This window comes from Ruegeria sp. K5 (genome assembly GCF_056531805.1).
Window position 1 is genome coordinate 540,630 of the sequence record NZ_JBQFML010000001.1, and the last position, 25,779, is coordinate 566,408.

Annotated in this window: 26 protein-coding genes and 2 tRNA genes; 19 read left to right on the forward strand and 9 right to left on the reverse strand. The window is 58.6% G+C overall.

The annotated features are described in order from the left end of the window. The first annotated feature begins 4 nt into the window (after nt 1-4). The 4 genes from pdxH (at nt 5) to ACR0MO_RS02780 (ending at nt 1,854) form a co-directional block, all read left to right on the forward strand. A complete protein-coding gene (gene pdxH, locus ACR0MO_RS02765; protein WP_170450383.1) occupies nt 5-610 on the forward strand; it encodes a pyridoxamine 5'-phosphate oxidase in 606 nt (201 codons plus the stop codon). A gap of 142 nt (nt 611-752) precedes the next feature. Then, a complete protein-coding gene (locus ACR0MO_RS02770; RefSeq protein ID WP_480626273.1) occupies nt 753-1,259 on the forward strand; it encodes a cold-shock protein in 507 nt (168 codons plus the stop codon). A 7-nt stretch (nt 1,260-1,266) separates the two neighbouring features. After that, nucleotides 1,267-1,734 (forward strand): DUF192 domain-containing protein, encoded by a 468-nt coding sequence (locus ACR0MO_RS02775; protein ID WP_480708233.1) that lies wholly within the window; start codon nt 1,267-1,269, stop codon nt 1,732-1,734. A gap of 43 nt (nt 1,735-1,777) precedes the next feature. Then, nucleotides 1,778-1,854, forward strand: a tRNA-Pro gene (locus ACR0MO_RS02780). Between the two features lie 11 nt (nt 1,855-1,865). On the opposite strand, the gene ACR0MO_RS02785 is transcribed toward ACR0MO_RS02780, so the two are convergent. Continuing rightward, entirely contained in the window at nt 1,866-2,300 is a 435-nt protein-coding gene (locus ACR0MO_RS02785) for a hypothetical protein (protein WP_170450388.1), read from the reverse strand. 531 nt (nt 2,301-2,831) lie between these two features. Here ACR0MO_RS02785 and ACR0MO_RS02790 point away from each other — a divergent pair. After that, the gene (locus ACR0MO_RS02790; RefSeq protein ID WP_480889587.1) at nt 2,832-6,452 is read left to right on the forward strand and encodes a vitamin B12-dependent ribonucleotide reductase; all 3,621 of its coding nucleotides are present in this window, start codon (nt 2,832-2,834) and stop codon (nt 6,450-6,452) included. 541 nt (nt 6,453-6,993) lie between these two features. Beyond that, nucleotides 6,994-7,236, forward strand: a complete 243-nt coding sequence (locus ACR0MO_RS02795) for an EF-hand domain-containing protein (RefSeq protein ID WP_170450391.1) — start codon at nt 6,994-6,996, stop codon at nt 7,234-7,236. Nucleotides 7,237-7,290: 54 nt separating this feature from the next. On the opposite strand, the gene ACR0MO_RS02800 is transcribed toward ACR0MO_RS02795, so the two are convergent. Continuing rightward, nucleotides 7,291-8,835, reverse strand: coding sequence for a trimethylamine methyltransferase family protein (locus ACR0MO_RS02800; protein WP_480889590.1), 1,545 nt, complete (start codon nt 8,833-8,835; stop codon nt 7,291-7,293). A gap of 403 nt (nt 8,836-9,238) precedes the next feature. On the opposite strand from ACR0MO_RS02800, the gene ACR0MO_RS02805 reads away from it, so the two are divergent. Then, the gene (locus ACR0MO_RS02805) at nt 9,239-9,766 is read left to right on the forward strand and encodes an outer membrane protein (RefSeq protein WP_480581036.1); all 528 of its coding nucleotides are present in this window, start codon (nt 9,239-9,241) and stop codon (nt 9,764-9,766) included. Between the two features lie 5 nt (nt 9,767-9,771). Here the strand turns inward: ACR0MO_RS02805 and ACR0MO_RS02810 are convergent, their stop codons facing one another. Further along, nucleotides 9,772-10,959: a pyridoxal phosphate-dependent aminotransferase gene (locus ACR0MO_RS02810; protein ID WP_480889594.1), complete on the reverse strand. Its 1,188-nt coding sequence runs from the start codon at nt 10,957-10,959 to the stop codon at nt 9,772-9,774. A gap of 56 nt (nt 10,960-11,015) precedes the next feature. Continuing rightward, nucleotides 11,016-11,360, reverse strand: a complete 345-nt coding sequence (locus ACR0MO_RS02815) for an MmcQ/YjbR family DNA-binding protein (RefSeq protein ID WP_480889596.1) — start codon at nt 11,358-11,360, stop codon at nt 11,016-11,018. A 207-nt stretch (nt 11,361-11,567) separates the two neighbouring features. Between ACR0MO_RS02815 and cysS the strand changes: the two genes are divergently transcribed. The 3 genes from cysS (at nt 11,568) to ACR0MO_RS02830 (ending at nt 15,469) form a co-directional block, all read left to right on the forward strand. After that, entirely contained in the window at nt 11,568-12,965 is a 1,398-nt protein-coding gene (gene cysS / locus ACR0MO_RS02820) for a cysteine--tRNA ligase (RefSeq protein WP_480889599.1), read from the forward strand. A 90-nt stretch (nt 12,966-13,055) separates the two neighbouring features. Then, nucleotides 13,056-14,690: a citramalate synthase gene (cimA, locus tag ACR0MO_RS02825; RefSeq protein ID WP_480889602.1), complete on the forward strand. Its 1,635-nt coding sequence runs from the start codon at nt 13,056-13,058 to the stop codon at nt 14,688-14,690. After that, the gene (locus tag ACR0MO_RS02830) at nt 14,687-15,469 is read left to right on the forward strand and encodes a squalene/phytoene synthase family protein (RefSeq protein WP_480889604.1); all 783 of its coding nucleotides are present in this window, start codon (nt 14,687-14,689) and stop codon (nt 15,467-15,469) included. The genes cimA and ACR0MO_RS02830 overlap by 4 nt, the downstream gene beginning before the upstream one ends. On the opposite strand, the gene ACR0MO_RS02835 is transcribed toward ACR0MO_RS02830, so the two are convergent. Continuing rightward, the gene (locus ACR0MO_RS02835) at nt 15,470-16,696 is read right to left on the reverse strand and encodes an MFS transporter (protein WP_480890874.1); all 1,227 of its coding nucleotides are present in this window, start codon (nt 16,694-16,696) and stop codon (nt 15,470-15,472) included. A gap of 97 nt (nt 16,697-16,793) precedes the next feature. Between ACR0MO_RS02835 and ACR0MO_RS02840 the strand changes: the two genes are divergently transcribed. From ACR0MO_RS02840 to ACR0MO_RS02855, 4 genes are read left to right on the forward strand one after another with little or no spacing between them, the layout of a single operon-like run. Further along, nucleotides 16,794-17,426: a DNA-3-methyladenine glycosylase 2 family protein gene (locus ACR0MO_RS02840; RefSeq protein WP_170621849.1), complete on the forward strand. Its 633-nt coding sequence runs from the start codon at nt 16,794-16,796 to the stop codon at nt 17,424-17,426. Beyond that, a complete protein-coding gene (locus tag ACR0MO_RS02845) occupies nt 17,423-18,088 on the forward strand; it encodes an alpha/beta hydrolase (RefSeq protein ID WP_480889608.1) in 666 nt (221 codons plus the stop codon). Before ACR0MO_RS02840 ends, ACR0MO_RS02845 begins: the two co-directional genes overlap by 4 nt. Before the next feature lie 2 nt (nt 18,089-18,090). Beyond that, a complete protein-coding gene (locus ACR0MO_RS02850; protein WP_170518780.1) occupies nt 18,091-18,588 on the forward strand; it encodes a GNAT family N-acetyltransferase in 498 nt (165 codons plus the stop codon). Further along, complete coding sequence (locus ACR0MO_RS02855; protein WP_170518777.1) at nt 18,588-18,890, forward strand: putative quinol monooxygenase; 303 nt, start codon at nt 18,588-18,590, stop codon at nt 18,888-18,890. Before ACR0MO_RS02850 ends, ACR0MO_RS02855 begins: the two co-directional genes overlap by 1 nt. A 6-nt stretch (nt 18,891-18,896) precedes the next feature. Here the strand turns inward: ACR0MO_RS02855 and ACR0MO_RS02860 are convergent, their stop codons facing one another. Together ACR0MO_RS02860 and ACR0MO_RS02865 are read right to left on the reverse strand one after the other, a co-directional pair. Continuing rightward, nucleotides 18,897-19,322, reverse strand: coding sequence for a VOC family protein (locus ACR0MO_RS02860; RefSeq protein WP_170518774.1), 426 nt, complete (start codon nt 19,320-19,322; stop codon nt 18,897-18,899). Nucleotides 19,323-19,354: 32 nt separating this feature from the next. After that, the gene (locus tag ACR0MO_RS02865; protein WP_170621846.1) at nt 19,355-19,960 is read right to left on the reverse strand and encodes an rRNA large subunit pseudouridine synthase E; all 606 of its coding nucleotides are present in this window, start codon (nt 19,958-19,960) and stop codon (nt 19,355-19,357) included. A 213-nt stretch (nt 19,961-20,173) separates the two neighbouring features. Between ACR0MO_RS02865 and ACR0MO_RS02870 the strand changes: the two genes are divergently transcribed. After that, nucleotides 20,174-20,761, forward strand: coding sequence for an HNH endonuclease (locus ACR0MO_RS02870; protein WP_170450414.1), 588 nt, complete (start codon nt 20,174-20,176; stop codon nt 20,759-20,761). On the opposite strand, the gene ACR0MO_RS02875 is transcribed toward ACR0MO_RS02870, so the two are convergent. Together ACR0MO_RS02875 and ACR0MO_RS02880 are read right to left on the reverse strand one after the other, a co-directional pair. Beyond that, nucleotides 20,758-21,225, reverse strand: a complete 468-nt coding sequence (locus ACR0MO_RS02875; RefSeq protein ID WP_480889614.1) for a disulfide bond formation protein B — start codon at nt 21,223-21,225, stop codon at nt 20,758-20,760. The two genes, ACR0MO_RS02870 and ACR0MO_RS02875, sit on opposite strands and share 4 nt — an antisense overlap. Then, nucleotides 21,222-21,800, reverse strand: coding sequence for a YqaA family protein (locus ACR0MO_RS02880; RefSeq protein ID WP_480889617.1), 579 nt, complete (start codon nt 21,798-21,800; stop codon nt 21,222-21,224). The genes ACR0MO_RS02875 and ACR0MO_RS02880 overlap by 4 nt, the downstream gene beginning before the upstream one ends. 458 nt (nt 21,801-22,258) lie before the next feature. On the opposite strand from ACR0MO_RS02880, the gene ACR0MO_RS02885 reads away from it, so the two are divergent. The 4 genes from ACR0MO_RS02885 to ACR0MO_RS02900 all read left to right on the forward strand — a co-directional run bounded on the left by ACR0MO_RS02885 (nt 22,259) and on the right by ACR0MO_RS02900 (nt 25,712). Continuing rightward, nucleotides 22,259-23,155 (forward strand): hypothetical protein, encoded by an 897-nt coding sequence (locus ACR0MO_RS02885; protein ID WP_480889619.1) that lies wholly within the window; start codon nt 22,259-22,261, stop codon nt 23,153-23,155. 170 nt (nt 23,156-23,325) lie between these two features. Further along, a tRNA-Leu gene (locus ACR0MO_RS02890) sits at nt 23,326-23,411 on the forward strand. A gap of 388 nt (nt 23,412-23,799) precedes the next feature. Further along, complete coding sequence (locus ACR0MO_RS02895; RefSeq protein ID WP_480889622.1) at nt 23,800-25,137, forward strand: tyrosine-type recombinase/integrase; 1,338 nt, start codon at nt 23,800-23,802, stop codon at nt 25,135-25,137. A gap of 77 nt (nt 25,138-25,214) precedes the next feature. Then, nucleotides 25,215-25,712: a hypothetical protein gene (locus ACR0MO_RS02900; RefSeq protein ID WP_480889624.1), complete on the forward strand. Its 498-nt coding sequence runs from the start codon at nt 25,215-25,217 to the stop codon at nt 25,710-25,712. The last annotated feature ends 67 nt before the right edge of the window (nt 25,713-25,779 follow it).

A 25,779-nucleotide genomic window follows, 5' to 3' on the forward strand; every position in this document is an offset into this window, starting at 1 on the left:
GGAAATGACCGAGCGTGATGGCATCTTTGCTGGCTCCGATCCGTTTGAAATAGCGGCTCGGTGGTTAGGCGAGGCTGAAAAGACTGAATCAAACGACCCCAATGCAATTGCCCTGGCAACTGTCGATGCGGATGGCATGCCCAACTCGCGCATGGTTCTGTTGAAAGATATTGAACCGAACGGTTTTGTTTTCTACACAAACTATGAAAGCAAAAAGGCGTCCGAGTTGGACGGTGCAGGGAAGGCCGCTTTTGTCATGCACTGGAAATCATTGCGGCGTCAGATCCGAGTTCGTGGTACAATCACCCGCGAAGATGGGCCGAAAGCGGATGAATATTATGCATCCAGGTCACTGAAAAGCCGGTTGGGGGCTTGGGCATCGCGGCAATCACAACCGCTCAGCAGTCGGGCCGCGCTGATGGCCGAGGTCGCCAAGGTGACGGCAAAGCACGGTCCTAATCCAGCAAGGCCACCGTTTTGGGGAGGGTACAGATTAGCGCCAACCGAAATCGAATTCTGGGCTGACGGGGCGTTTCGTCTGCACGACAGATTCAGGTGGCAACGGGAAAAGCCGGATTCGGCGTGGCATGTGGAAAGGTTGAATCCATGACGTTCACGTGTCGCGAAATGCAACAGTCAGAAAATAAACGACTTTTTCAGCTTGAAATTGTGGGTCATTCCCATAAACAACAAACCCTTAACGAACTGCTAAAATTCGCGATGGGAAAACAGTGCCAGAAGATCTGAACAACATGTATCGCGTCCGGGGACACGTAAAATGGTTCGATCCCGCAAAGGGATACGGATTTGTTGTGTCTGACGAAGGCGGTCCGGATATTCTGTTGCACGTGAACGTGTTGCGCAATTTCGGTCAAAGCTCGGTCGCGGACGGGGCAGGGATCGAGATCATGACCCATCGCACCGATCGCGGCGTTCAGGCGGTCGAGGTGATCAGTGTTGATCCGCCTGCACGCACGGACTCGATGCTGCTGGCTGATTTTGCCGAACTTGATCCTGACGTGATCTCTGACGCCCCGCTGGTGGCGGCGCGGGTCAAATGGTTCGACAAGGGCAAGGGCTTTGGTTTTGCCAATGTCTTTGGTCGCGGCGAAGATGTGTTCCTGCATATCGAGGTTCTGCGCCGCTCGGGCCTTGCGGATCTGCAGCCGGGCGAGGCGCTGGCCATGCGGGTGATCGATGGCAAGCGCGGGCGCATGGCGGCACAGGTCCTTGCCTGGGAAGCCGCGCTGGACGACTGACCCTTTCATGATGCGCTGCCTTACCGTTCCTGCCGTGATCCTTACGATGTGGGCCGGAAACGTGTTTGCCGAATGCCGGCCTGACCGAGTCGAATTGAAAAACGATCAGGCGCAGATTCGGTTCGACGTCGAGCTTGCCGTTACCCCGCAAGAACGATCCCGCGGCCTTATGTTCCGCGAACACCTTGCGAACCGGTCGGGCATGTTGTTCGTGTTCGATCCGCCGCAGCCGGTTGTGTTCTGGATGAAGAATACTCTGATACCGCTCGACATCATCTTTCTGGACAAGACCGGAGCCGTGACGCGCGTGCATCAAGGGGCCATTCCGGGCGATTTGACCCCGATTGAAGGGGGCGATGCCGTGTTTGCGGTGTTGGAAATCAACGCCGGTTTGTCCGCACGATACGGGATCGAGGCGGGAACCCAGATGCGGCACGAAATTTTTTCGCAGGGCCCCGCAATTTGGCCCTGTTAGGGCTTTTCAAATCAGATCGGCATCGTTAGGAAGGCGCACGGTCCGGGGCGTGGCGCAGTCTGGTAGCGCACCTGTTTTGGGTACAGGGGGTCGTAGGTTCGAATCCTGCCGCCCCGACCACTTTCTTCCGTTCAGGTCGGCGAGCCACCCAACGCGCGGTAAAGCGTGCTCATCGTCTTGTCCAATTCTTCGCTTTCCACCGGAACCTCAACTTTTGATCCGTTTTTCTGCGGCACTTCAAATACCAAGGACGCATCGACCCTGTAGCCGCCCGAGGTTTTGGTCGGGATCAGCCGCATGATGCTTTTGGGCAGGTCCTGAGGATCCCCGTCGTAGTTCAGAATCAGGAACGCGGTCGCTTCGGGCGGCAAAAACTCGCTGCACGCAAAACCGCGATCCCCGAGTTTTTGAAAGGTTTCGCCGGGGCCGGAACAGCTGGCTTCGAAGGTTTCGAACAGGCGCGTGGGGTAGGTTTCGAACTGCGCGCTGCGTGACGCATCGGGCACATCTTGTTGTGTGCAGGCCACGATCAGGGCCAGTGCCGGGAGAAAGCGAAACGGCTGCATCTTCTTGTAAGCCCTCAATCATTTGCGTTTTTGTCACGCGCCGGATTTGCCGGATTGCAAAGGCGCGGGATGATTCTGTTTCAACCTAGCCAGTCGGGCGTTGGTTGATCAAACGCTGATAACTGTGCTGGTAAAAACAACAATTCCATTTTGAGAGATTTGGGTTCGGCGGAATTTCGCCGTGGATCATTCTGTGGAGGAATCGCAGCACCGGGTCCCGAGGCCTTTGTCGGGGATCGGGTCAACACAAAAGATTTCAAAAATGACCCAAAAATGCCGTTGACGATCTATGGTGAGATACGTCAGATTGTATGAGCCGAACAAGACGCCACTACATCTGGTATGAAATCCGGGGACGGCGCGGGCGAGGGACGGAACGCACACCAAAGAAATGTGCAACCGCTAAGACGGTTATGTGTTGCCACGGGCAACGCCTGATCTTCTGCGTCTGTCAGGTTCGGCATGGTGGTGGGCCCGGTATTTCATGGGTCTGACGCTGGGTAGACGGTCATTAATTCGAAGGCAGCGGACATGAAAATTGAAAGAAAATTCACCAAACCGGGGCAGGACGCATACGCAGATCTTGATTTCGTGTCTGCAACATCAGAGATCCGGAACCCCGACGGAACCATCGTTTTTCGGTTGGACAACATCGAAGTTCCGTCAAGCTGGAGCCAGGTGGCCAGCGACGTCCTTGCGCAGAAATACTTCCGCAAGGCCGGTGTTCCGTCCAAGCTGAAGAAAGTAAAAGAGAAAGACGTCCCCGAATTCCTGTGGCGCTCGGTTCCTGCCGATGGCGCTGAATTTGATGGTGAGACGTCCTCGAAGCAAGTGTTCGACCGTCTGGCAGGCGCGTGGGCCTATTGGGGCTGGAAGGGCGGCTATTTCTCGGATGAAGAGGATGCGCGCGCGTATTTCGACGAGATGCGCTATATGCTGGCGACCCAGCGTGCCGCGCCGAACTCGCCGCAGTGGTTCAACACCGGTCTGCACTGGGCCTATGGCATCGATGGCCCGGCGCAGGGGCACCATTATGTCGATTACAAAACCGGCAAGCTGACCAAATCGAAATCCGCTTATGAACACCCGCAGCCGCATGCCTGCTTCATCCAGTCCGTCGATGATGATCTGGTGAACGAAGGCGGCATCATGGATCTGTGGGTGCGTGAAGCGCGCTTGTTTAAATACGGCTCGGGCACCGGCACCAACTTCAGCCATCTGCGGGCCGAAGGCGAGGCGCTGTCGGGTGGCGGCAAATCCTCGGGCTTGATGGGCTTCCTCAAGATCGGCGACCGCGCTGCGGGTGCGATCAAATCAGGCGGGACAACCCGTCGGGCAGCGAAGATGGTGATCGTCGATGCGGATCACCCGGATATCGAGCAGTTTATCGAATGGAAGGTGATCGAAGAGCAGAAAGTGGCCTCGATCGTTGCCGGATCGAAGATGCACGAGAAGATGCTGAACGGCATTTTCGAGGCCATCCGGTCCTGGGACGGGGCTGCCGATGACGCCTATGATCCGAACGCAAACGACGCCCTGAAAAAGGCGGTGCGTGAGGCTAAAAAGGTCGCGATCCCCGAGACTTATATCAAGCGCGTGCTGGATTACGCCAAGCAGGGCCACGACAGTATCGAGTTCCCGACCTACGACACCGACTGGGATTCCGAAGCCTATAGCTCGGTCTCGGGCCAGAACTCGAACAACTCGATCCGCGTGACCAACGCGTTCCTGACCGCCGTTGAAAAAGACGCCGATTGGGAGTTGATCAACCGCACCGACGGCAAGGTCGCCCGAACCGTGAAAGCGCGTGATCTGTGGGAAAAGGTCGGCCACGCCGCATGGGCCTGTGCTGATCCGGGCATCCAGTTCCACGACACCGTTAACGAGTGGCACACTTGCCCCGAAGATGGTGAGATTCGCGGCTCGAACCCGTGTTCGGAATATATGTTCCTGGATGACACGGCTTGTAACCTGGCCTCGATGAACCTGCTGACCTTCCTGAAAGACGGTGAGTTCCAGGCGGAGGATTATATGCACGCCTCGCGTCTGTGGACCCTGACGCTGGAAATCTCGGTAACCATGGCGCAGTTCCCGTCGAAGGAAATCGCGCAACTGTCTTATGACTTCCGCACACTGGGCCTGGGTTACGCCAATATCGGCGGTTTGCTGATGAACATGGGCTACAGCTATGACTCGGACGAAGGCCGGGCGATCTGTGGTGCGCTGACCGCGATCATGACCGGCGTGGCCTACGCGACCTCGGCCGAGATTGCAGGCGAACTGGGTCCGTTCAAGGGCTATGAGCGCAACGCTGATCACATGCTGCGCGTCATCCGTAACCACCGCCGTGCGTCGCAGGGTGTGACGGATGGCTATGAGAAACTGGCGGTCAAGCCGGTGCCTCTGGACCACGGCAACTGCCCCGATAAACGTCTGGTCGATCTGGCCATGTCCGCCTGGGACGAGGCGCTGAGCCTTGGTGAGAAGAACGGCTATCGCAACGCGCAGGCCACTGTGATCGCGCCGACCGGGACCATCGGTCTGGTGATGGATTGCGACACCACCGGGATCGAGCCGGACTTTGCGCTGGTCAAATTCAAGAAGCTCGCGGGCGGCGGTTACTTCAAGATCATCAACCGCTCGGTGCCGTCGGCGCTGGAAAAGCTGGGCTATTCCTCATCTCAGATCGAAGAGATCGTAGGCTATGCGGTCGGCCACGGCACCATCGGTAACGCGCCGGGCATTAACCATACTTCGCTGACCGGTCATGGCTTTGGCCCCAATGAACTGGCCAAGGTGGATGCCGCGCTGGAAAGCGCCTTTGATATCCGGTTCGTCTTCAACCAGTGGACACTGGGCGAGGATTTCTGCACCGGCGTTCTGGGCATCCCGGCGACCAAGCTGAACGACCCGACTTTCGACTTGCTGCGCCATCTGGGCTTTACCCGCGCGGATATCGACGCAGCCAACGATCACGTCTGCGGAACCATGACGCTGGAAGGCGCGCCGCATCTGAAGGAAGAGCACTATTCGATCTTCGACTGCGCCAACCCGTGCGGCAAGAAAGGCAAGCGTTTCCTTGGGGTTGACAGCCACATCACCATGATGGCGGCGGCGCAAAGCTTCATCTCGGGTGCGATCTCGAAAACGATCAACATGCCGAATGACGCGACCATCGAGGATTGCCAGAAGGCATATGAACTGTCGTGGTCGCTGGGTGTGAAGGCCAACGCGCTCTACCGTGACGGCTCGAAACTGTCGCAGCCTCTGGCGGCGGCGCTGGTCGAGGATGACGACGAGGCGGCGGAAGTGCTGGAAAGCGGTTCGACGCAGGAAAAAGCCGTTGTTCTGGCCGAGAAGGTGATCGAGAAGGTTGTGGTCAAGGAAATGATCCGCAGCCATCGCGAGAAACTGCCCCATCGCCGCAAGGGTTATACCCAGAAGGCGATCGTGGGTGGCCACAAGGTCTATCTGCGCACGGGTGAGTTCGAAGACGGCAAGTTGGGCGAGATTTTCATCGATATGCACAAGGAAGGCGCTGGCTTCCGGGCGATGATGAACAACTTTGCCATCGCCGTGTCGGTTGGCCTGCAATACGGCGTGCCGCTGGAGGAATTCGTCGACGCCTTCACCTTCACCAAGTTCGAACCGGCGGGGATGGTGCAAGGCAACGACTCGATCAAGAACGCGACGTCGATCCTGGATTACATCTTCCGTGAATTGGCCGTGTCCTATCTGGACCGCACCGATTTGGCCCATGTGAAACCCGAAGGCGCCAGCTTTGACGATCTGGGTCGCGGTGAGGAAGAAGGCGTCTCGAACGTCTCGGAAGTCAGCGACAGCGCGGCGTCCAAGTCTCTGGAAGTGCTGAAGCAAATCAGTTCGACCGGTTATCTGCGCAAGCGTTTGCCGCAGGATCTGGCGGTGTTCAACGCGGGTCAGGCCGAACTGAACGGCATGGCGGAAACTGCAGCGGCCTTCGATACCCCGGTCGCGGAAACAGCCGTGGCAACCGGCATGGATGCTCGCACCAAAGCCAAGATGCAAGGGTACGAGGGAGACCCGTGCGGCGAATGCGGAAACTACACGCTGGTGCGAAACGGCACCTGCATGAAGTGCAACACCTGCGGCGCAACTAGCGGGTGTAGCTGAGTTCAGCGCCCCGGCACCCCGGGGCGCAGGGGTCGGATAACTGCCACAGGTACCGACCCCGACGAATACGGAGAATGGTCGCAAGACTTACCGAAGACCTTTCTCCACTTGGCCGACATGCCCGTGTTGGCCGCAAACAGGGTGGGGCGGAATATTTGCTCCCTCCCACTCTTTCACGGGGCGGGTGCGCTCGCCCCATGCGCAGTCCAGGCCGCAGGCAAAAAATACCGGGCGGTCAACGAAATGAGCCTGGAAGGCGAAACTGACAGGGGGCTTCGGCCCCCTTTCTTTTTTGTTGCGCCGAGTCGCCCCTTATCAGCAAGCCCTTGCCGGATCGGCTGCATTTTGTCGGGCAAGAATCGCCGACGGGCGGGTTGCGCGTTTCGTCCAGCAAGGGATTGCGGACCCGACTCGGGGAAAGTCGCAAAGAATGGCGCGAAATCCCGCAGTTCAGGTCAATGGGGTGACCAGAACCAGGTTGAAGGTGTTTGTAAGACCTGTCCGGACGCAAACACGAAAAACTCACTCAGGAGGCACTAACATGAAACCGCAAAATTTGGCCGTTATTTCGGCAATCGCACTCGGGCTGCCCGCGCTGGCATTGGCGCAATCGGCGGCGGACACGAACGGGGATGGCGTGCTGACCATCGACGAAGTGCAGGCCGTCGTGCCCGAGGTGGACGCCGATACCTTCTCGGCCATGGATGCCAACGGCGACGGCGCGTTGGATCAGGACGAAGTCGCAATTGCGCAAGAGGCCGGACTGCTGCCCAACAACGGGTAATCCGGCATGACAAAAGGCGGTCCGATCCCCATCGGACCGCCTGTTTTCAATATGTTACGCGGGCAAGTGAATGTTGAACTTGTTGCGCAGTTCCGCATCCAGAAGCGGATCAAAGCGGGCAGGCGAAGGCATCCCGAGGATTTCTTCCTTCCGCGCGGTGGCCTTGTCCAGCAAATCCGGCTTGCCCAGTTCGGCCCATTCTTTCGGCGACGTCCGATCCCCGAAGGTGGGGTAGACGTAATCGACCTGCATCCGGCTGAGCGTGGCGTCGGTTCCAAGATAATGCCCGGGGCCGCCCATGCAGACCTGAGCAATCTGGTCCAGAGCGAGCGTTTCGTCATTGACTTCGATCCCGCGAACACAGCGCTGCGCCTGTCCGATCAGATCGTCGCTGAGGATAAGGCTTTCGAAACAGAAACCCAGCAGCGAGGCGTGCATACCGGCGGATTCATACACCATGTTCAACCCGGACAATCCGGCCATGACGTTCGAGCACATCTGCTCCCACCCGGCCTGCATGTCGGGCATTTTCGAATCCGAGGCACCCGCAGCAGCGCCGCCCGGCAGGTCGTAGAACTGATGCATCTGGGCGCAGCCTGCGCTTAGCAATGCCTGCTCTCCGGACCCGATGGACATGGCACCGGTCCGCAGGTCCAGACCGAAAGGCCAGGTGCCAAAAATCGCGGGTGCGCCTGGCTTTACGGCATTTACATAAACCAAACCGGCGAGACATTCTGCCGTTGCCTGAGTGATGGCGCCGGCGATGGTCGAAGGCGCGGTGGCCCCGGCCATGCCTGCGGACAGCAACAAAACCGGCATTCCGGCCTTGATGCATTCTTCCATCACTTCGCAGCTTTCGGTGGCGAACTTCATCGGCGGCACCACGAAACAGTTCGAGTTCGATACGAACGGCCGCTCGCGCCACTTGTCCTCGCCACCTGCAATCATGTGCAGCATCTCCATGGCCGGGGCCACGTGCGACGGCTCGGTAAACGAGGTGCCGATATGCTTGTAAGTCCCTGAACAGGCAGCATAAACCGTGTTGTAGTCCATTTCCATGTTGTCGAGAATGTCACGGCACACCATCGGACGCTGGACAAAGTGGATGTTGTCGAGCTGCTGGCAAATCCGCGCCGCGTCATGCAGATCCTGCACGGTTGAATCGCGGTATTCGCGGCCATGGACGTCAACCATGCTGACAGCGGCCCCGGCGGTGCCATAGTGGACCTTGGTCCCGGTCAGATCCAGATCGTGCCGCCCGTCGCGGCTGTATAGGGTGATCGACCGGTTTGCCTTGGCGATCGTATCTTCGACCAACGCGCGGGGAAACCGGATGCGCCCATCATCGCCCAGCGTACATCCTGCACCAACCAGATAGTCGATCCCGCTTTGCGGGGCGTCGGCAAGGCCAATGGTTTCAAGGGCTTGCAGCGCGGCGTTGTGAATTTTCTCGATCTGCGCCTGGGTCAGAGGCTTGTATGTTCCACCCTCCATGCCGGGGCGGATCGGGCGCAGATGCTCGGGCAGCGCCGAGGCACGGGCTGCGCGGCGCGCAGAGCGCCCACCGCTGCGAGAGGTGTTACGGGGTTGGTCATTCATGTCAGGGGTCCGGTCTTTGGAATCAGTCTTGAGTGTATAGGATCAAGACAGCTGCGGACGCCCGCGCGCCGCACGCCCGCGGTCCGCACCGATGGTGCGGCTGATCAGACGTATTTTCCAAATTTCGTTCGGCATGGAACCTCGCTATTCGTGATCGCAATAGTTGCAGCGAAGGGCGACGCGATCTGTCCCGTTTGCGACGCGGTGGTAAAAAACCGGCAGGTTTCGAAGCGGGCCTCGCGAGATAGGTGTCAGAGTCAGATTTTCTCCCGTTAGGGAAGAAATCTGTTATAGTTTATTAACTTATTGCTGAATAACTCGTGAAGTGAATTGAATTCTGGTCCCTGTAGACCACCTGTTATGTTAAGCCTGTTGCCGCTTATTTTGGATTGAGCGTGTCCTGATGACGGAGATGAAATCGCTTTCGGCCCTGATTGTCTGGATGACAATCGCCAGCGTCGGTCCCGCCTTTGCGCAGGACTGGACAGGGGCCTATGCCGGTTTCAGTTTCGGATACGCCGAGGCGGATGGCCCGGCTGGGTCCAGCGGCGACAACACCGTCTTTGGGGCGCATATCGGGTACGATCAGGATTTTGGCAATTTCGTATTGGGCGGCGAACTGGAATATAACCGTTTGTCACTGAACCTGAGTCAGGATCAGGGCAGTCTGGACAGCATGACCAGCGTCAAGCTGCGCGGTGGATACGATTTTGGTGGTGCGTTGGGATATGTTGTTGTCGGCGCCGCCCGCGCAGAGACCTCAGCCGACAGCGATACGGCAGCTGTCTATGGGATTGGCGTAGCCTATCCGATTGGCGAGAATTTTATCATCAGCGGTGAGGCATTGCGCCAGAACTTTGACGATGTGACCCGGTCCGAAGGGGGTCTTGGGTCGAACGTTTTCAATCTGCGCACAACTTTCCGGTTCTAGGCCGGTTACTCTGCCGCCCGTTGATCCGCCAGATTGGCCGCACACTCACATAGGATCTGCAAGGCCGAAGCAAACCGATCATCATCCACCGTCATGGCAACACGAATGTGACCAGCAGCAGCGCGTCCAAAGCTTTCACCCGGCATCACGGCAATCGCGTGTTGATCCAGCAGGGCATTCGCAAACTCTTCGCCGCTCAGCCCGGTCGCGCGCACGTCCAGCATCAGGTACATCGCGCCTTGTGCAGGGACGAGGCCCACTGTTTGCTGCCGGGCCAAAATCTCTTTGGCGAGCGCTCGGCGACGGCGGAAAGGGGCGGCGATTTCGGCCTCTAACTCGGTTCCCGCATTCAGGGCAAAACTGGCGGCGTCCTGAACGAAACCGGGCACCCCGTAAGTGGTATGTGTTGCCAGATTGATCAGATGTGAAATCACCTGTTCCGGGCCCACGATCCAGCCACAGCGCGAGCCGGTCATGGCATGAGATTTCGACATCGAGCCAACGACCAGCGTCCGCTCGACCATGCCGGGCAGGGCGCGGGGCGAAATGTGCTCACCTTCCCAAACCTGCGTGTCATAGACCTCGTCCGAGATCAGCCACAGGTCGCGGCGGGTGCATAATTCGGAAATGTTTTCAATCGTTTCGCGGGAATAGACAACGCCAGTGGGATTGTTAGGTGAGTTGATCAGCAAGGAAACGGCCCCATCCGCGACCGCATCAATATCTTCAGCGCGGGGCTGAAAGGCATTGTCGGCCGACGTTTGAACGGCGCGCGCAACGGCTCCGGCACCGCGGATCGTGCCGGGGTAGGTCGCGTAGTAGGGATCAAGGTAAAGACCCACATCCCCCGGATCACAGACTGCAGTATGCGCCGCGAACAGGGCGGCTTGTCCGCCGGGGGTGATCAGCACGTTGTTGCGAGACGTGGGCACGCCGGTCCGCATCTGAACCCGTGCTGCCACCGTGTCGCGCAGTAGATCCGTACCCGGCACCATAGCATAGCCGGTATGGCCAGACCGCGCCGAAAGATCCATGGCTTGCAGGATCGAGGCATCGGTGCGGATGTCATGCTCACCAATCGTCAGTTCGGTTACGGCGTGACCCTCGCTGATCATGCGACGCGCGCGGTAGAACACGTCCCACCCGTCGCTGCCGCCGCCGGTAAGATGCGTGATGCGATTTGACAGTTTCATGCAATGCCCCTGTTTGTCTTGACGCTGAATGGGGCAGAGCCGCCAGCGAATGTCAATCAGCTTCGCGCGGGCAGGGTTGCCTGAAGTTTCTTGGTGAGCGATGCGCGCACCAGATCGTACGAAGCGGCCAGCCGATGCCGCATCTCTTCCTCATCCGCATCAAAGGGCAGGCGCACCCAACTGCGGTGAAAATAAGGGGCTTTGACGCCCACGCCTGCGTCGATCAGCATCTGGGCGGTTTCGATGTCCGGTGTCTTGACCGAGACACCGTCATTTGCGGTGCCGATGCAGGCAAACATCTTGCCGCCCACCTTCCAGGCGTCGTGGCCGCCACCCCAGGGGTCCGACCATTCGGTCCCCGGCAGGTCGCGGCATACGGAGTTGACGAAATCCCGGCTCATGGTCGCAGAGTGCCGGGGAAGGTCCGCAAACTCAAGCCTTGGCTTGGCGCGTGACGCGTGTTATGCCAAGTGCCATGAACCGGATGAGCTGCATCATTATCTGCTGCATTACCTGCTGATTTATCAAGCGGGCCGGTTTCTTTCGTTTTCATCTCTGAGACAAGTTGCTAAGCCCGCGCCAACGCGCAAGCTTTAGGAGCCCTTTCGATGACGACAATCAAGCTGCACAACACGCGGACGCGGACGAAGGAAGATTTCGTTCCGATCGATGCCGAAAACGTGCGGATGTATGTCTGTGGACCTACCGTCTATGACCGGGCCCATCTGGGCAACGCGCGGCCGGTGGTGGTGTTCGACACGCTGTATCGGGTGTTGCGGCATGTCTATGGCGCGGATCATGTGACTTACGTGCGCAATTTCACCGACGTAGATGACAAGATCAACGTGACCGCGCTGAAGCGCAAACAGGCCGGGGCCGAAGGGTCTCTGGAGCAGTTGGTCCACGAACGCTCGGATGAGACCATCGGGTGGTATCTGCATGATATGGGCGCGCTTGGGACGCTGGAACCGAACCAGATGCCACGCGCAACTGAGTTTATCCCTCAGATGATCGAGATGATCGAAGACCTGATCGCCAAGGGCCACGCCTATGCGGCCGAAGGTCATGTGCTGTTCGCGGTGGACTCGTGGAAGGAAGGCTACGGCAAGCTGTCGGGTCGGTCGGTCGATGACATGATCGCGGGCGCACGGGTCGAGGTTGCGCCGTATAAGAAAAATCCGATGGATTTCGTGCTGTGGAAGCCCTCGACTGATGAACTGCCGGGGTGGGAGTCGCCCTGGGGCCGGGGTCGTCCGGGCTGGCATATCGAATGCTCGGCCATGAGCTATGAGCTGCTGGGGGAGAGTTTTGACATCCACGGCGGCGGCAACGACCTGATGTTTCCGCACCATGAAAACGAGATCGCGCAGAGTTGCTGCGCGCATCCCGATGGTGAGTTCGCTCGGGTCTGGATGCATAATGAGATGCTGCAGGTCGAAGGTAAGAAAATGTCCAAGTCGCTGGGTAATTTCTTCACGGTGCATGACCTGTTGGAACAGGGTGTGCCGGGTGAGGTGATCCGGTTTGTATTCTTGCAGACCCATTACCGCAAGCCGATGGACTGGACTGAGAAGAAAGCGCGTGAGGCCGAAGCAACGTTGCGCAAGTGGCGGGCGCTGACAGCGGGCATCGAGCCCGCCGCCAGCGCGGCACCCTCGGTGATCGCGGCACTTGCGGATGATCTGAATACAGCGGGTGCCATCACCGAGTTGCATCGTTTGGCATCGGAAGGCGACGCGCCGGCCTTGCTGGCGAGTGCGCAGTTGCTTGGTCTGTTGACGGTCGATCTGGGCGCGTGGGCAACTTCGGAGGCGATGGATTTTTCGACCTATGAAGAACTGCTCGCCTCGGCGCGCGTGGCGGCCATGGCCAGCAAGGATTTTGCCGAGGTTGACCGGTTGAAATCCCTATTCATCGCCGCTGGTCTTGAGGTGCGCATGAGCAAAGAAGCCGTTGAGTTGGTTCCCGGTTCGGAATTTGATCCATCGAAACTGGAGAGCATCTAACAAAGCGTACCGCCCGACCGCCCCCATGGGCGGGCGCTTCGCATCCACCCTCGGTCGGGCACCGCCCGAACAAGCCAAAGAGCCAGAATAATGACCAAGGAACGCCTTTACCTCTACGACACGACCCTGCGCGACGGGCAGCAGACGCAGGGGGTGCAGTTCTCGACTGCTGAGAAGGTGCAAATCGCGCAGGCGCTGGATGAGTTGGGGGTCGATTATATCGAAGGCGGCTGGCCCGGCGCGAACCCGACCGACAGCGCGTTTTTTGAGGTCGCACCAAAGACCTCGGCCCGGTTGACGGCGTTTGGGATGACCAAGCGCTCGGGTCGGTCGGCCGAGAACGACGACGTGCTGGCGGCGGTGATGAATGCGGGCACGCAGGCGGTCTGTCTGGTCGGCAAGTCGCATGATTACCACGTGACCCATGCGCTTGGGATTTCGCTGGAGGAGAATGTCGAGAACGTCCACGCTTCGGTTGCGCATCTGGTCGCACAAGGGCGCGAGGCGCTGTTCGATGCCGAGCATTTCTTTGATGGGTACAAGGACAACCCCGGCTACGCGATCGAGGTCTGCCGCGCTGCGCTGGAGGCTGGCGCGCGCTGGGTTGTGCTGTGTGATACCAACGGTGGTGCTCTGCCTGCCGAGGTTGGCCGCATCGTTGCGGACCTGATCAATGCCGGGCTGCCGGGGGATCGGTTGGGCATTCACACCCATAACGATACCGAGAATGCGGTGGCCTGTTCGCTGGCCGCCGTAGATGCAGGTGCACGGCAGATTCAGGGCACGCTGAACGGGTTGGGCGAACGCTGTGGCAACGCGAACCTGACGGCCCTGATCCCGACTTTGTTGCTGAAAGAACCTTACGCTTCGCAATTCGAGACTGGCGTCAGCCTTGATGCTCTGACCGGTTTGACGCGGATCAGCAGGATGCTGGACGACATCCTGAACCGGGTGCCCAGCAAGCAGTCGGCCTATGTGGGGGCCTCGGCTTTTGCGCATAAGGCCGGGTTGCATGCCAGCGCGATTCTCAAGGATCCCTCGACCTATGAACATGTCGATCCGGCGACGGTGGGCAATGCGCGGATCATCCCGATGTCGAACCAGGCGGGGCAGTCGAACCTGCGCAAGCGCCTGACCGAGGCCGGTCTGACCGTGGAAAAAGGCGACCCGGCATTGGGGCGCATTCTTGAGCGGATCAAACAGCGCGAGGCCGAGGGTTATTCCTATGACACCGCGCAGGCCAGTTTCGAACTGCTGGCGCGGGATGAGCTGGGGCAGTTGCGCGAGTTCTTCGAGGTCAAGCGCTACAAGGTCACGGTTGAGCGGCGCAAGAACAAGTACAACAACATGGTCAGCCTGTCCGAGGCCGTGGTTGTGGTGAAGGTCGATGGTGAAAAGAAACTGTCGGTCAGTGAGTCTCTGGACGAGCAAGGCAGTGACCGCGGGCCAGTGAACGCGCTGGCCAAGGCGCTGGCCAAGGATCTGGGGCAATATTCTCAGGTGCTGGCGGATATGCGGCTGGTCGACTTCAAAGTGCGGATCACCCAGGGCGGGACCGAGGCCGTCACGCGCGTCATCATTGACAGCGAAGACGGGCAGGGGCGACGGTGGTCCACCGTTGGGGTCAGCGCGAACATAGTCGACGCGTCCTTCGAGGCGCTGTTGGACGCAATCCAGTGGAAGCTGGTGCGCGATTGTGACCCTCAGCAGGCGGCGGCAGAGTGACGGCGACGTTTGACGAGGATGTCAAAGCCTGTGCCGCTTTGGTGCACAAAGCCGATCCTGATCGGTTTCTGGCGGCAATGGCCGCTCCTGTCCCGGCGCGGGCGGTCCTGTTTCCGATCTATGCGCTGAATGTCGAGGTCGCGCGCGCGCCCTGGGTCACGCAAGAGGCAATGATTGCCGAGATACGCCTGCAATGGTGGCGCGATGCCTTGCAGGAGATTGCGCAGGGTCCGACCGTGCGGCGGCATGAGGTTGTGACGCCAGTGTCCCGTGTCCTGTCGCCCCATCTGGCCGGGATGCTGGACGAATATGTGGCGGTGCGGCGGTGGGACATCTATCGTGACCCGTTCGAGGATCAGGACCACTTTGACGCCTATATCAATCACAGTTCAGGTTCGCTGCTGGTGGCCGCGGCACAGGCTCTTGGGGCTGCGGATGAGGGTGTGCTGCGTGATTTCGGCTATGGCGTAGGCGTTGCGAACTGGTTCCGCGCGATCCCCGAGCTTGAGGCGCGCGGGCGTATTCCTTTACTGGATGGCACGCCCGATGGGGTGAAGACGCTGGCAGAGGCAGCTTTGGTGCGATTGACGCGGGCCCGATCTGACCGCGATGCGGTATCGGCAGACGCCCGTCCGGCGCTTTATGTCGGGTGGCAGGCCGAATGGATTTTGAAACGGGTGATCGCACGCCCGGATCGCGTTGCGGCGGGCGCTTTGACGCAAGGTGAGGCGCGGCGGCGGCTGTCTCTGATGTGGACCGCTGCGACGGGTCGGTGGTGATCAGGCTGTCTTCGGATCGGCTGGCCTGAGGACCAGCCACAGCAGCGCTCCGCCCGCCAGGGTCAGCAGCGGGATCATGGCGAGGTTGACAGCCGTCCAGCCTTCGACCGGAGAACCTCCGGAACAGTTCATCAACCCGCCCGAGGCCAGCGAGGCAATCGTCACGCCCCCGAACACCAGCAGGTCGTTGAGGCCTTGCATCCGGCCTCGTTCGTGCACCTCGTGCGAGGCGGCGAGCATGCTGGTTGCGCCGATAAAGCCAAAGTTCCAGCCAATGCCCAACAGGATCAGGGCGATAAAGAAATTGCCCAGTTCGACCCCTTGCAGGGCGACGAATCCGGCGCCTGCAAGGATGGCAAGACCAAGGGCCACGATCTTTTCGACGCCAAACCGCGCGATCAGGTGGCCGGTGAAGAAGCTGGGGACATACATGGCCAGCACATGGCTGGTGACCACATCCGCCGCGTCATTGGCCGAGAACCCGCAGCCGACGACCGCCAGAGGGGTCGAGGTCATCACAAGGTTCATCAGCGCGTAGGAGACCATGGCGCAGATGATCGCAACGGCGATGCGCGGGGTCTTTAGCAACTCCAGCCGCGACCGGCCTTTAGGTGCGTCTGCGGTGGGTTTTGGCGGCGTCGGGATGTCCAGAAAGAAGAACAGGGCCGAGCCGATGACGTTGACGGCAATCACCGCGATATATGTGCCCAGAAACGGAATGACATAGGCCTGCGATGTCAGTTTGACGATTTGCGGGCCGATGATTGCGGCGGCCAGACCGCCCGCCATGACATAGGAAATCGCCTTGGGCCGGAACGCGTCCGAGGCGGTATCGGCTGCGGCAAAACGGTAGAACCCGTGCGCGCTCATGTAGATGCCGGTCAGCAGGCTTCCCAGCAGAAAGATCGGGAACGAGCCGAGATAGAGGCCATAGGCCCCGACCAGACCGCCCAACGCTCCGGCTGTTGCGCCGACCAGAAAGCCCGCGCGGCGGCCCCAACGCTGCATGATGGCCGAGATTGGTGTGGCGGCCAGCATCGAGCCCAGAACAATCAGCGAAATGGGCAAGGTGGCGAGGCAGGGGTTGCTGGCCAGCGATTGCCCGGCCAAGCCACCAACGATGAAAATCATCGGCATCTGCGCGCCCAGAATCGATTGCGCGGCGACCAGAACAGCAACATTGCGTTTGGCTTGCGAGTCGTCCGGGGTGGCTGTGGTCATCGTCATGCGCCAATGCGTATCGGTGAAAACGCTGACACACAAGCGGCTTGCATATGCGGCTGTGGCCCCTAACGTGCGATGCGTGTCACAAAGCAGAGATCCCATGGCCGTAGGACGCATCATTGAAACCCCCGACTGCGTGACGGAAGGGGCCGAGTGGTTGGCCAATGCCTGCCCGCGCATGGCTTATGCGATGGAGCAGACCGGTCCTTTGCCCCTGCGGCGTAAGCCCGACGGCTTTGCCCAACTGCTCAGCGCAATTGTCAGCCAGCAGGTCAGCGTGGCCTCGGCCAATGCGATTTGGAAGCGGATGCAGGACGCAAAACTGACCGGACCGCGCAAGATCATGTGGGCCACGGATGATGATTTGCGGGCCGTTGGGTTGAGCCGTCAGAAAATCCGATACGCCCGTGCCCTGGCCGAGGCACGTATTGATTACAAAGCGTTACGAGACGTCCCTGATGCAGATGTCATTGCCACGCTGACGCAAGTTCCGGGCATTGGCGTTTGGACCGCCGAGATATACGCCATGTTTTCACTGGGGCGCGCGGACGTCATCGCGCCGGGCGATCTGGCCCTTCAGGAAGCCGCGCGCGTTCTCTACGATCTGCCCAAACGCCCGACCGACAAAGAGCTTCGTCTGATGGCCGAGGCCTGGTCGCCCTGGCGCTCGGTTGCGGCTCGGGTTTTGTGGGCCTATTACCGGGTGGCCAAGAAAAGAGAAGGGATCAGATGACTCGGGTTTTGAACGCGCTCAGGAAAGAGCCGGTTTCGGGCGATATACGCTCGGTCGTCGTGTTCGTGCACGGCTATGGGGCCAACGGGGCCGATCTGCTGGGCCTTGCCGACCCGCTGGGTGAACACCTGCCGGATACGCTGTTCGTGGCCCCCGACGCGCCCGAGCAGATCCCGGGAATGCCGAACGGCTTTCAATGGTTCCCGATCCCTTGGATCGATGGCTCGTCCGAAGAAGAGGCGCGTCGTGGGATGGAAATGGCGGTCGAGGATTTCAACGCTTTCCTCGACGCGCTGATGGTCGACGAAGATGTGCTGCCCGAGCAGGTCGTTCTGTTCGGCTTCAGCCAGGGCACGATGATGAGCCTGCTCGTCGCCCCCCGCCGCGAAGACCCGGTCGCCGGGATCGTGGCGTTTTCGGGCCGCTTGCTGGAGCCAGAACTGCTGGCCGACGAAACCGTCAGTCGAATGCCAATCCTGCTGGTCCATGGCGATGCCGACGATGTGGTCCCACCGCAATCACTGCCCCAGGCCGCGGAAGCGCTGCAAGCTGCTGATTTCAAAGAAATCTATGCTCATGTGATGAAGGGCACGGGCCATGGTATCGCACCCGACGGTCTGAGTGTCGCCTTGGCCTTCATGCGCGACAAGCTGAGCCTGTAGCGATGATCGCCATCCGCCCGATGATGCCCGAGGATGTGGCCGAGGCCTGCCGCATCCTCAACCACATCATCGCGGCGGGTGGTACGACCGCATTTGAAATCCCGTTTTCAGAGGCATTGTTCGCGCAAAGCTATCTGAATGGCGCTGATAAGATCTGTTGCCATGTTGCCTTGGACGACCAAGGCGGGGTTGCCGGGTTTCAGTGGTTGGGCACCTATGACGCGTTGCCCGATGAATGCGCCGATATCGCAACCTTCACCCGCCGCAACCCGGTGCTGCGCGGCGCGGGCCGGACCTTGTTTGACGAGACGGAGAAGACGGCCCGCGCGCTGGGGTTTTCTGCGATCAATGCCACGATCCGGGCGGATAACCTTCTTGGCCTAAGGTATTACGAAAAAATGGGTTTCCGGGACTACTCGGTCGCGTACGGCGTACCGCTGCGCGACGGTACCCCGGTCAATCGAATCTCGAAACGTTATGATCTGAGGAAGGGAGCGTAATGCTGGTTGTCACAGGAATTGTCGAAGTGAACGAGGCCGGGGTTGAACAGGCCCGCGAGGCCGCTCAGGCGATGGTTGCAGAAACCGTGAAAGAGCCCGGCTGTTTGGTCTATGAATTCAGTCAGGTGCTGGGACACCCCAACCGCTTCCGCGTCTACGAGGAATGGCAGGATCAGGCCGCGTTAGAGGCACATTTTGCGACACCGCATATGGCCGTGTTCCGCGCGGCCTTGGGTGAGGTTGGCCTGACCTCTCGCGAACTCTACACGATTACAGGTGGGCAGAAGCAGCCGCTTGGTTAATTGGGTTCAACCCCACAAGTGACCTTCGGCAAACTCCACCGAATTGCCCGCCGGGTCGCGGATATAGAGGGATCGCGCACCGCTGGGCCAATCGAACTCGGCGTCGATGGGGACGTTCCAGTCCAACAGGTGCTTGCGCATGGCGGAGATTTCATCGCGGGTCAGCACAAGGCAGACATGCCCCGGACCCCGCGCGCCATGCGGCGGAACGGGGAGGTCCGGGTTCAGGGGCGGTTGCTCGGTCTGATCCGGGTTGAACAGCAACAGGACGGACCCGCCGACGCGGTAGAACACATGCCGGTCGCTGATCCGCTGAATGCGCTCCAGCCCCAGAACCTCACCATAAAACTGTTCTGCCGCGTCCAGATCGTCGACGTAAAGCGCGGCCTCCAGAATGGCCGATGGGGCAGGTATGTCCGGCGTGAGTTTCATACCCGCATTTTAGCAGAGATGAGCCGCCCGTGTCACCGCCGCGTGCGGCGGTCGCGTTTGCGCTGCGGGGCTGTGTTGAGGTCGGGCAGGGGCAGGCTGTCCCATTGGCCGGGCTCCAGATCATCCAGCGTCCAGTCGCCGATGCGATAGCGTATCAGGCGCAAGGTCGGCAGCCCAACCGCCGCCGTCATCCGGCGCACCTGCCGGTTCTTGCCTTCGCGGATCGTCAGTTCGATCCAACTGTCCGGCACGGACTTGCGTTCGCGGATCGGTGGCGTGCGGGGCCAAAGGCCATCCGGCTCGTCCATCTCACGCGCTTTGGCAGGGCGGGTCAGGCCGTCTTTCAATTCGACCCCATCGCGCAGCGCCTTCAGTGCGGCTGCATCGGGCTCGCCTTCGACCTGAACCCAATAGGTCTTGGCCATCTTGTGCTTGGGGTCCGAGATCTGCGCCTGAAGCCGCCCATGATCGGTCAACAGCATCAACCCCTCGCTGTCCCGATCCAGCCGCCCTGCCGGGTAGACCCCCGGCAGATCGATGAAATCGGACAGTGTTCGACGTGGCGACTCGGCGCTGCCGCGATCGGTGAACTGCGGCAGCACGTCAAAAGGTTTGTTGAATCGAATGAACCACGACATGCCTCCGCCATAGCCTGCAAAACATGCTGTGTGCAACCTGTGGATAACTGTCATGTGCCTGTTACGGAACAGGCTTACCCAGTCTTCGAGATATTGTGGAAACTCAGGGCTTGTCAGAGATTTACCACGATATATAGTTATCTTAAGGCCGGGGCGGGTGCTCCCCGCTCTGGTGTCACAAACGGGCAGCTGAGAGCGAGGAGCGATTCTGTTATGGACGGAGACTTCAGGACCGAATTTGTAAGAGAGCCGGGGACGCTCAAGCATCACCCGGCGCTGGTTTTGAATGCCGATTACCGCCCCTTGTCCTATTACCCGCTGTCGCTGTGGCCCTGGCAAGAGGCGATCAAGGCTGCCTGGCTGGACAGGGTGGACATCGTGGCCGAATACGACGAAGTCGTCCGAAGCCCGAGCACCGAGATCCGAATACCCTCGGTCGTTGTTTTGAAAGACTATGTAAAACCCAGAAAGCGCGTGGCCTTCACGCGCTTTAATTTATTTCTGAGGGATGAGTTCCGCTGTCAGTATTGTGGCAGTCGCGACAACCTGACGTTTGACCATGTGGTGCCGCGCGCTGCGGGTGGGGTGACAAGCTGGCAGAATGTGGTTGCGGCGTGCAGTCCGTGCAACCTGCGCAAAGGGTCCAAATCTCTGCGCCAGGCAGGCATGACCCTGCGCAAACCGCCGCGTCAGCCCGATGCCGAAGCGCTGCGCAATATCGGGCGAAAGTTTCCGCCGAACCACCTGCACGAAAGCTGGATCGATTTCCTGTACTGGGATGCCGAACTGGACGAGATCTAAGCCTTCGCGCGCCAGGCGGCGAGCCAGAACAGAACCAGCACCGCCGAGATTACCGCGTTCCATCCGGCCATGGACAGGCCCAGCATCTGCCATGGGATCTCATCACAGCGCACCAGCGGGGCGGACATGATCTGATCCATCAGCTCTTGCGCCGACAGCCCCCCAATATCGCCCGAGGTGCAGCTGGTCGGGCCTTCCCACCAGCCTTGCTCGACGCCCGCATGAAAAAGACCGATGGCAGCGGTTGTCAGCGCGGCCAGGGCACCGGCCAGGGGCAGCAAGCGAACAGTTGGCAGGGCCAACGCCAATGCGCCGATCACAATGGCGGCGCTATGGGGGTAGCGCTGCCAGACGCACATTTTGCACGGTGCCAACCCACCGACATACTGAAAGGCCCAGGCCCCCAGCAACAGGGCGGCTGATCCGCCAGCCGCCAGCACCACATAGGTTGTGCGTTTCGTCATAGGTATCGCACCACAAGAAAGCCGCCGAACAGCAGGATGATGAACAGCGTGAACATCAGGCCCAGACGCTTTTCAATGAAATCCCGGATCGGTTCGCCAAATTTCCAAAGAAGGCCCGCCACAAGGAAGAACCGCAGCGCGCGCGCCAGAATCGAGGTCGCGACGAAGGTTCCAAGCGGCATGCCCGTCCAGCCCGACATAATGGTGATGACCTTGTAAGGGAAGGGCGTCACCCCCGCCGCCAGCACAGCCCAGAAGCCGAAATCGTTGAAGCGGGTGTTGAACTCTTCCATTGCGTGGGCTTTGCCCATCGCCTCCAGAATGGGTTGGCCGATGCTTTCATAGGCAAAGGCTCCGATCGCATAGCCCAGCAGACCGCCCAAAACCGAGGCCACCAGAGCAACGCCGGCAATCAGCCAGGCGCGTGAGGGGCGGGCCAGAATCATCGGGATCATAAGCACATCAGGCGGGATCGGAAAAAATGAGCTTTCGACAAAGGCGACAATCGCCAGCGCCCAAAGCGCCCGAGGATGCTCGGCCAGTCGAATGGTCCAGTCGTAAAGCGATCGTAACATGGTTTACTCAGATCCCGGTCTTTGACCGTGCCAGCCAAATCACGCACCCGTGGACCCGTCAACCGCTGGGGTGCAAACAATCGGTCCGAAGGTTGATTTTTGCCTCTGGACCTTCCCCGCTCTGGGCGCTAATCCAGTGTCCGTGGCCCAAGTGGCGGAATGGTAGACGCAGGGGATTCAAAATCAAGAATACCTCCACCTGTGGGAACCATTGAAGGCTCCTAGCAATGTGAATCAGGCGTAGCGGGACCATTGTGTCCTTGGGTTTCCGAACACCACCATCGGCGGGAGTTTCCCATTGCTGCAGGTCACTCCCAAAAATTGGTGACACGATTGATTTGGATGATGGTGAACTTCCATCGTCGGTCAAAGCATGGTTCACTAAAGCTGGTATCGGGTCTTCGGAAAGTCGTATTATTAGTTACGTTTAGCGCTTGTATATTACCTAAGAGGAAGTGATGTCGGATGATACATTAGATGTGTTAGAGCGCAAACCTGTGAATTGGTTCGAAGAAAGACTACCCGTTCGCGGTTGCAGACTTTCTTTGGATGCAGTCAAGGAGGTGTATAGTGAGTTAGACGCACCCAACCGTGCTTTTGGTGAACAGTTAGTGGCCAACTTGCCTAGGCAGGAAGACGAAACTGACGAGGATTGGGAGAGACGCAAACGACTTGTTTTGGATGACGCGTTTCGATTGACCGTCGTTGTAACTGGGATGAGGGATCAAAGGCTCTACGGAGAGACCATAGAAGTGTTCGATCACCCCCAACTTCCGAACCCCATAAAGTCGATCCACTTCACCAACACCACCGCATTTAAGCGTAACGCCAGTGGCAGTGAGCCGAAGAACATAATCGATGTTTTCCTGGATTTTGACAAACCCGAGGTATTTGACCCCAATCCACTAGTATCGGAGGCAACGCGAAACGACAGTCACGTATGGGTCCGCGCGGAAGACATCTCTTTCCTGAACGCTGTGGTGAGAGCAGTCGAGAGGAAACTGACTAGCCACAAAACTTGGTATGCTCCCATTCACCGCAACTTCACTTACGATATCGGAATGTGGCTCTTCGCGTTTCCCACACTTCTATATTTTTCAACTGTTTACATGAACAAATTAATTCCTGTGGGTGGAAGTTATGAACTCTTTAGGTGGCCCCTGTTTGTGTACTTTGTGGGTTTTGGCCTCGTCCTATATCGCGCCTTAATTACCTACGCTAAGTGGGCTTTCCCGGTGAACGTCCTTGATGAGAATAACGACAAGGCACTCAAGCACAGGTTGTTTTTGGGGGGTGTCGCGATGTGGATTTTCTATAAAGTTGTCGACACGATCTCCGGTTGGATGTTGGGATAGTCCAACTCTAATGATCGTCACGCAGCCTAAGACTAAGCATTGCCTGCTTACCGGTCTCTCGAATCGCCAGTGTTCGCGCTGGAATTTCAAGAGTTTTTGAGGCAACCATCCGATTGCGGTTACGTCGCTATTGACGACCCTCTAACGGTTCAATAAACGACAGCTCCAGTGCCCTTCTGGTGGAATGGTAGACACGAGAGATTCAAAATCTCTTGCCGGTAACGGCGTCCCGGTTCGAGTCCGGGGAAGGGCACCACCTTAATGTCATCCGCAATCAAACCGGGTCCCGTGGCACCAATGTGCTTGGTGGATTTTATGTGCCAACCTGCGTATGTCTTTTTTGTTGTCGCCGGGGATTTTTTGTTTCTTTGAAGGGAGTGGACTAAGGCATCTGCTGACATGCGAGTGACCTTGGTGACTTAGAGGCACAAACTGGTGACGTGCGCTCCAAAAAACATAATAAAAACAATTGGTAAAATTTGTCTGGGGTTTCAAAATCCCCCGCCTTCACGGGCGTGAGAGTTCGAGTCTCTCCTTGGGCACCACAACCGGTTCGAACTGCGTTTTCGAGCCAATAAAATAAGGCCTTCCGGTGTTTTCGAGCGTGTTGCAGGTAACAGACAGCACACGGAGACAGCACACAAATGGCCGCAGTTTTCAGAATTAAGTACGTGGACCAAATCAACGGCAACCAATGGCGTTATCGTCGTCGTTTGCCCAAGTCGCTTGCTAAAGTCTTGGGCACTGGTTGGTTCCAGAAGCACATCGGTAACCGAGAAGGTGCGGCATTCTACCGCGAATATGAGATGTTGAATTACACCTTCGACAAGTTGGTGGCTGAAACTCTCGCCCGCTACCCCAGCCATGACACACGGTCAGCTACTCAAAAGTTCATCGACGCCCAGCGCCTTACCGAGCACCGTGCGGCAGTTGTTCAGGGAGCAAACCCTGAAGATAGCTGGACCCGAGGTGAAGTGGGGCTCCGTCTGGCTGCACGTGGGGAGGCCCCCGAAGTTGTAGCTGCTGTCCTGAACCGTGATCGGGAAGCCCCCAAGCCGACACTGGCCGAAATGCGCGACATTTACGCCAAGGATAAAGGGCTGTCCGATGATCGGAAGGCGATGGTTCGAATTGACCGCACTTTCGGTCGGTTGAGCGATGCCTTAGGGAAGCCTTTAAAAGGCTTGGCGATTGAGAGTATCGACCGCCAGTCGGCCCGCTGCTTCATGGACCACCTGCTAAGTCTCAAGAAATCCAACGGACAGCCTCTCGCCATCAAGTCGTGTCAGCGTGAAGTGAAAATTGTCGCCGCTGCCTACAACCATGCTGTCAGGGAATTGGAAATACCCTCAGAGCGAAGCCATTTCGAGCGCCTGCCGTGGCCTAAAGAACAGGTTAGCTCACTTGATAAGAACGTCCCGCTACCAAACAGCGTTGCCGATGCCGTACAGACGACCCTAGAGGGCGGCAGAAGCAAAGACCTTCCTGATATGTGGCGGGTGCTGAAAGGCACTGGAATGCGACTAGGTGAAGCCTGTGGTCTGCGCATTAGCGACGTTGACCTCACCGGGGAAACCCCGTCTATCCTGATCACCCCAAACGAGATCAACGGCATCAAGAACAGCAACAGTGACAGATATGTTCCGATAGCCTCAGAGAGACTCAGAGAATCCCTCAGGGCGCGCTTAGAAGGGCGTAAGGGCAGTGAGCCGCTGTTCCCCTCATATGGCCGTGACGGAGGCCCTACGGCTGCCTCTGCGGCTCTGATGAAGGCGGTTAGAAAGCACACTGACGACAAGCGTATGAAGGTCCACGGGCTGCGCCACAGGGCAAGCGATAAGCTGAGGGATGCAGGGGCACCTGTAGAGGTCCGTCACGGGTATCTAGGGCATTCCGCTCAATCGGTTGCTGAGAATACTTACGGTGGACGTGAGGCGCGGCTTAGAGAGTTCGCTAGGTGGGGCGTGAAGGCTGGGCTTTAAGTTAGTTCTGTAGACCCGTTCGGTCAAAATGGTTAGGCGTGTAGGTGCCTTCAATACAGCGTGAGGTAATTTGATAGATGGATTGGGTTGGCATTGCTGCAGCAATTGGCGCGACCACAGGTCTCGTAAGTGTTCTTCGCGATTTTATACTACCGGGAATGACTGCAAAGAGTGAACGCAATGCACGCACTCGAGAGGAACTGCTGGAACTCCTCTATGAGGTTATTTCAGCGTCCGTCGAGCTTCGAGCTTCCGGCATAAAATACGCCCAAGCGCTGTACGAGAAATCAACGGGCGCAGATGTTGATCTTGAAAAGTACGAGTTGGATTGGTTCTCGATAGACAGTCGACGGGCGCTATTTCGCGTTCGTTGTACTGCGAGCGGTATCGACATATCTGACTATGCATCAAAAGGTAACGCATGGCGCGAGGCAATCAATGATCTCGTGAACGCCAGAGCAAAACACAAACCGGCGGACGCTTCGTCTGAGTTGAAGGCCGAAATGCAAAAGATGCGCGACCTTCAGGAGGCTGCTGCTGCGCTGGCCAGCGAGATTGACAATAAGTACAGCTAGTCGAACTGTGGCCCGCCTAAATTGTTCTAGTCCATCACCTATAGCTGAATGTGCCCAGAATAGGCTT

Coding starts and splice junctions, on each gene's coding strand:
- pdxH (WP_170450383.1), top strand. CDS start 5: ATGACCGAGCGTGATGGCATCTTTGCTGGCTCCGATCCGTTTGAAATA.
- ACR0MO_RS02770 (WP_480626273.1), top strand. CDS start 753: ATGTATCGCGTCCGGGGACACGTAAAATGGTTCGATCCCGCAAAGGGA.
- ACR0MO_RS02775 (WP_480708233.1), top strand. CDS start 1,267: ATGATGCGCTGCCTTACCGTTCCTGCCGTGATCCTTACGATGTGGGCC.
- ACR0MO_RS02785 (WP_170450388.1), bottom strand. CDS start 2,300: ATGCAGCCGTTTCGCTTTCTCCCGGCACTGGCCCTGATCGTGGCCTGC.
- ACR0MO_RS02790 (WP_480889587.1), top strand. CDS start 2,832: ATGAAAATTGAAAGAAAATTCACCAAACCGGGGCAGGACGCATACGCA.
- ACR0MO_RS02795 (WP_170450391.1), top strand. CDS start 6,994: ATGAAACCGCAAAATTTGGCCGTTATTTCGGCAATCGCACTCGGGCTG.
- ACR0MO_RS02800 (WP_480889590.1), bottom strand. CDS start 8,835: ATGAATGACCAACCCCGTAACACCTCTCGCAGCGGTGGGCGCTCTGCG.
- ACR0MO_RS02805 (WP_480581036.1), top strand. CDS start 9,239: ATGACGGAGATGAAATCGCTTTCGGCCCTGATTGTCTGGATGACAATC.
- ACR0MO_RS02810 (WP_480889594.1), bottom strand. CDS start 10,959: ATGAAACTGTCAAATCGCATCACGCATCTTACCGGCGGCGGCAGCGAC.
- ACR0MO_RS02815 (WP_480889596.1), bottom strand. CDS start 11,360: ATGAGCCGGGATTTCGTCAACTCCGTATGCCGCGACCTGCCGGGGACC.
- cysS (WP_480889599.1), top strand. CDS start 11,568: ATGACGACAATCAAGCTGCACAACACGCGGACGCGGACGAAGGAAGAT.
- cimA (WP_480889602.1), top strand. CDS start 13,056: ATGACCAAGGAACGCCTTTACCTCTACGACACGACCCTGCGCGACGGG.
- ACR0MO_RS02835 (WP_480890874.1), bottom strand. CDS start 16,696: ATGACGATGACCACAGCCACCCCGGACGACTCGCAAGCCAAACGCAAT.
- ACR0MO_RS02840 (WP_170621849.1), top strand. CDS start 16,794: ATGGCCGTAGGACGCATCATTGAAACCCCCGACTGCGTGACGGAAGGG.
- ACR0MO_RS02845 (WP_480889608.1), top strand. CDS start 17,423: ATGACTCGGGTTTTGAACGCGCTCAGGAAAGAGCCGGTTTCGGGCGAT.
- ACR0MO_RS02850 (WP_170518780.1), top strand. CDS start 18,091: ATGATCGCCATCCGCCCGATGATGCCCGAGGATGTGGCCGAGGCCTGC.
- ACR0MO_RS02855 (WP_170518777.1), top strand. CDS start 18,588: ATGCTGGTTGTCACAGGAATTGTCGAAGTGAACGAGGCCGGGGTTGAA.
- ACR0MO_RS02860 (WP_170518774.1), bottom strand. CDS start 19,322: ATGAAACTCACGCCGGACATACCTGCCCCATCGGCCATTCTGGAGGCC.
- ACR0MO_RS02865 (WP_170621846.1), bottom strand. CDS start 19,960: ATGTCGTGGTTCATTCGATTCAACAAACCTTTTGACGTGCTGCCGCAG.
- ACR0MO_RS02870 (WP_170450414.1), top strand. CDS start 20,174: ATGGACGGAGACTTCAGGACCGAATTTGTAAGAGAGCCGGGGACGCTC.
- ACR0MO_RS02875 (WP_480889614.1), bottom strand. CDS start 21,225: ATGACGAAACGCACAACCTATGTGGTGCTGGCGGCTGGCGGATCAGCC.
- ACR0MO_RS02880 (WP_480889617.1), bottom strand. CDS start 21,800: ATGTTACGATCGCTTTACGACTGGACCATTCGACTGGCCGAGCATCCT.
- ACR0MO_RS02885 (WP_480889619.1), top strand. CDS start 22,259: ATGTCGGATGATACATTAGATGTGTTAGAGCGCAAACCTGTGAATTGG.
- ACR0MO_RS02895 (WP_480889622.1), top strand. CDS start 23,800: ATGGCCGCAGTTTTCAGAATTAAGTACGTGGACCAAATCAACGGCAAC.
- ACR0MO_RS02900 (WP_480889624.1), top strand. CDS start 25,215: ATGGATTGGGTTGGCATTGCTGCAGCAATTGGCGCGACCACAGGTCTC.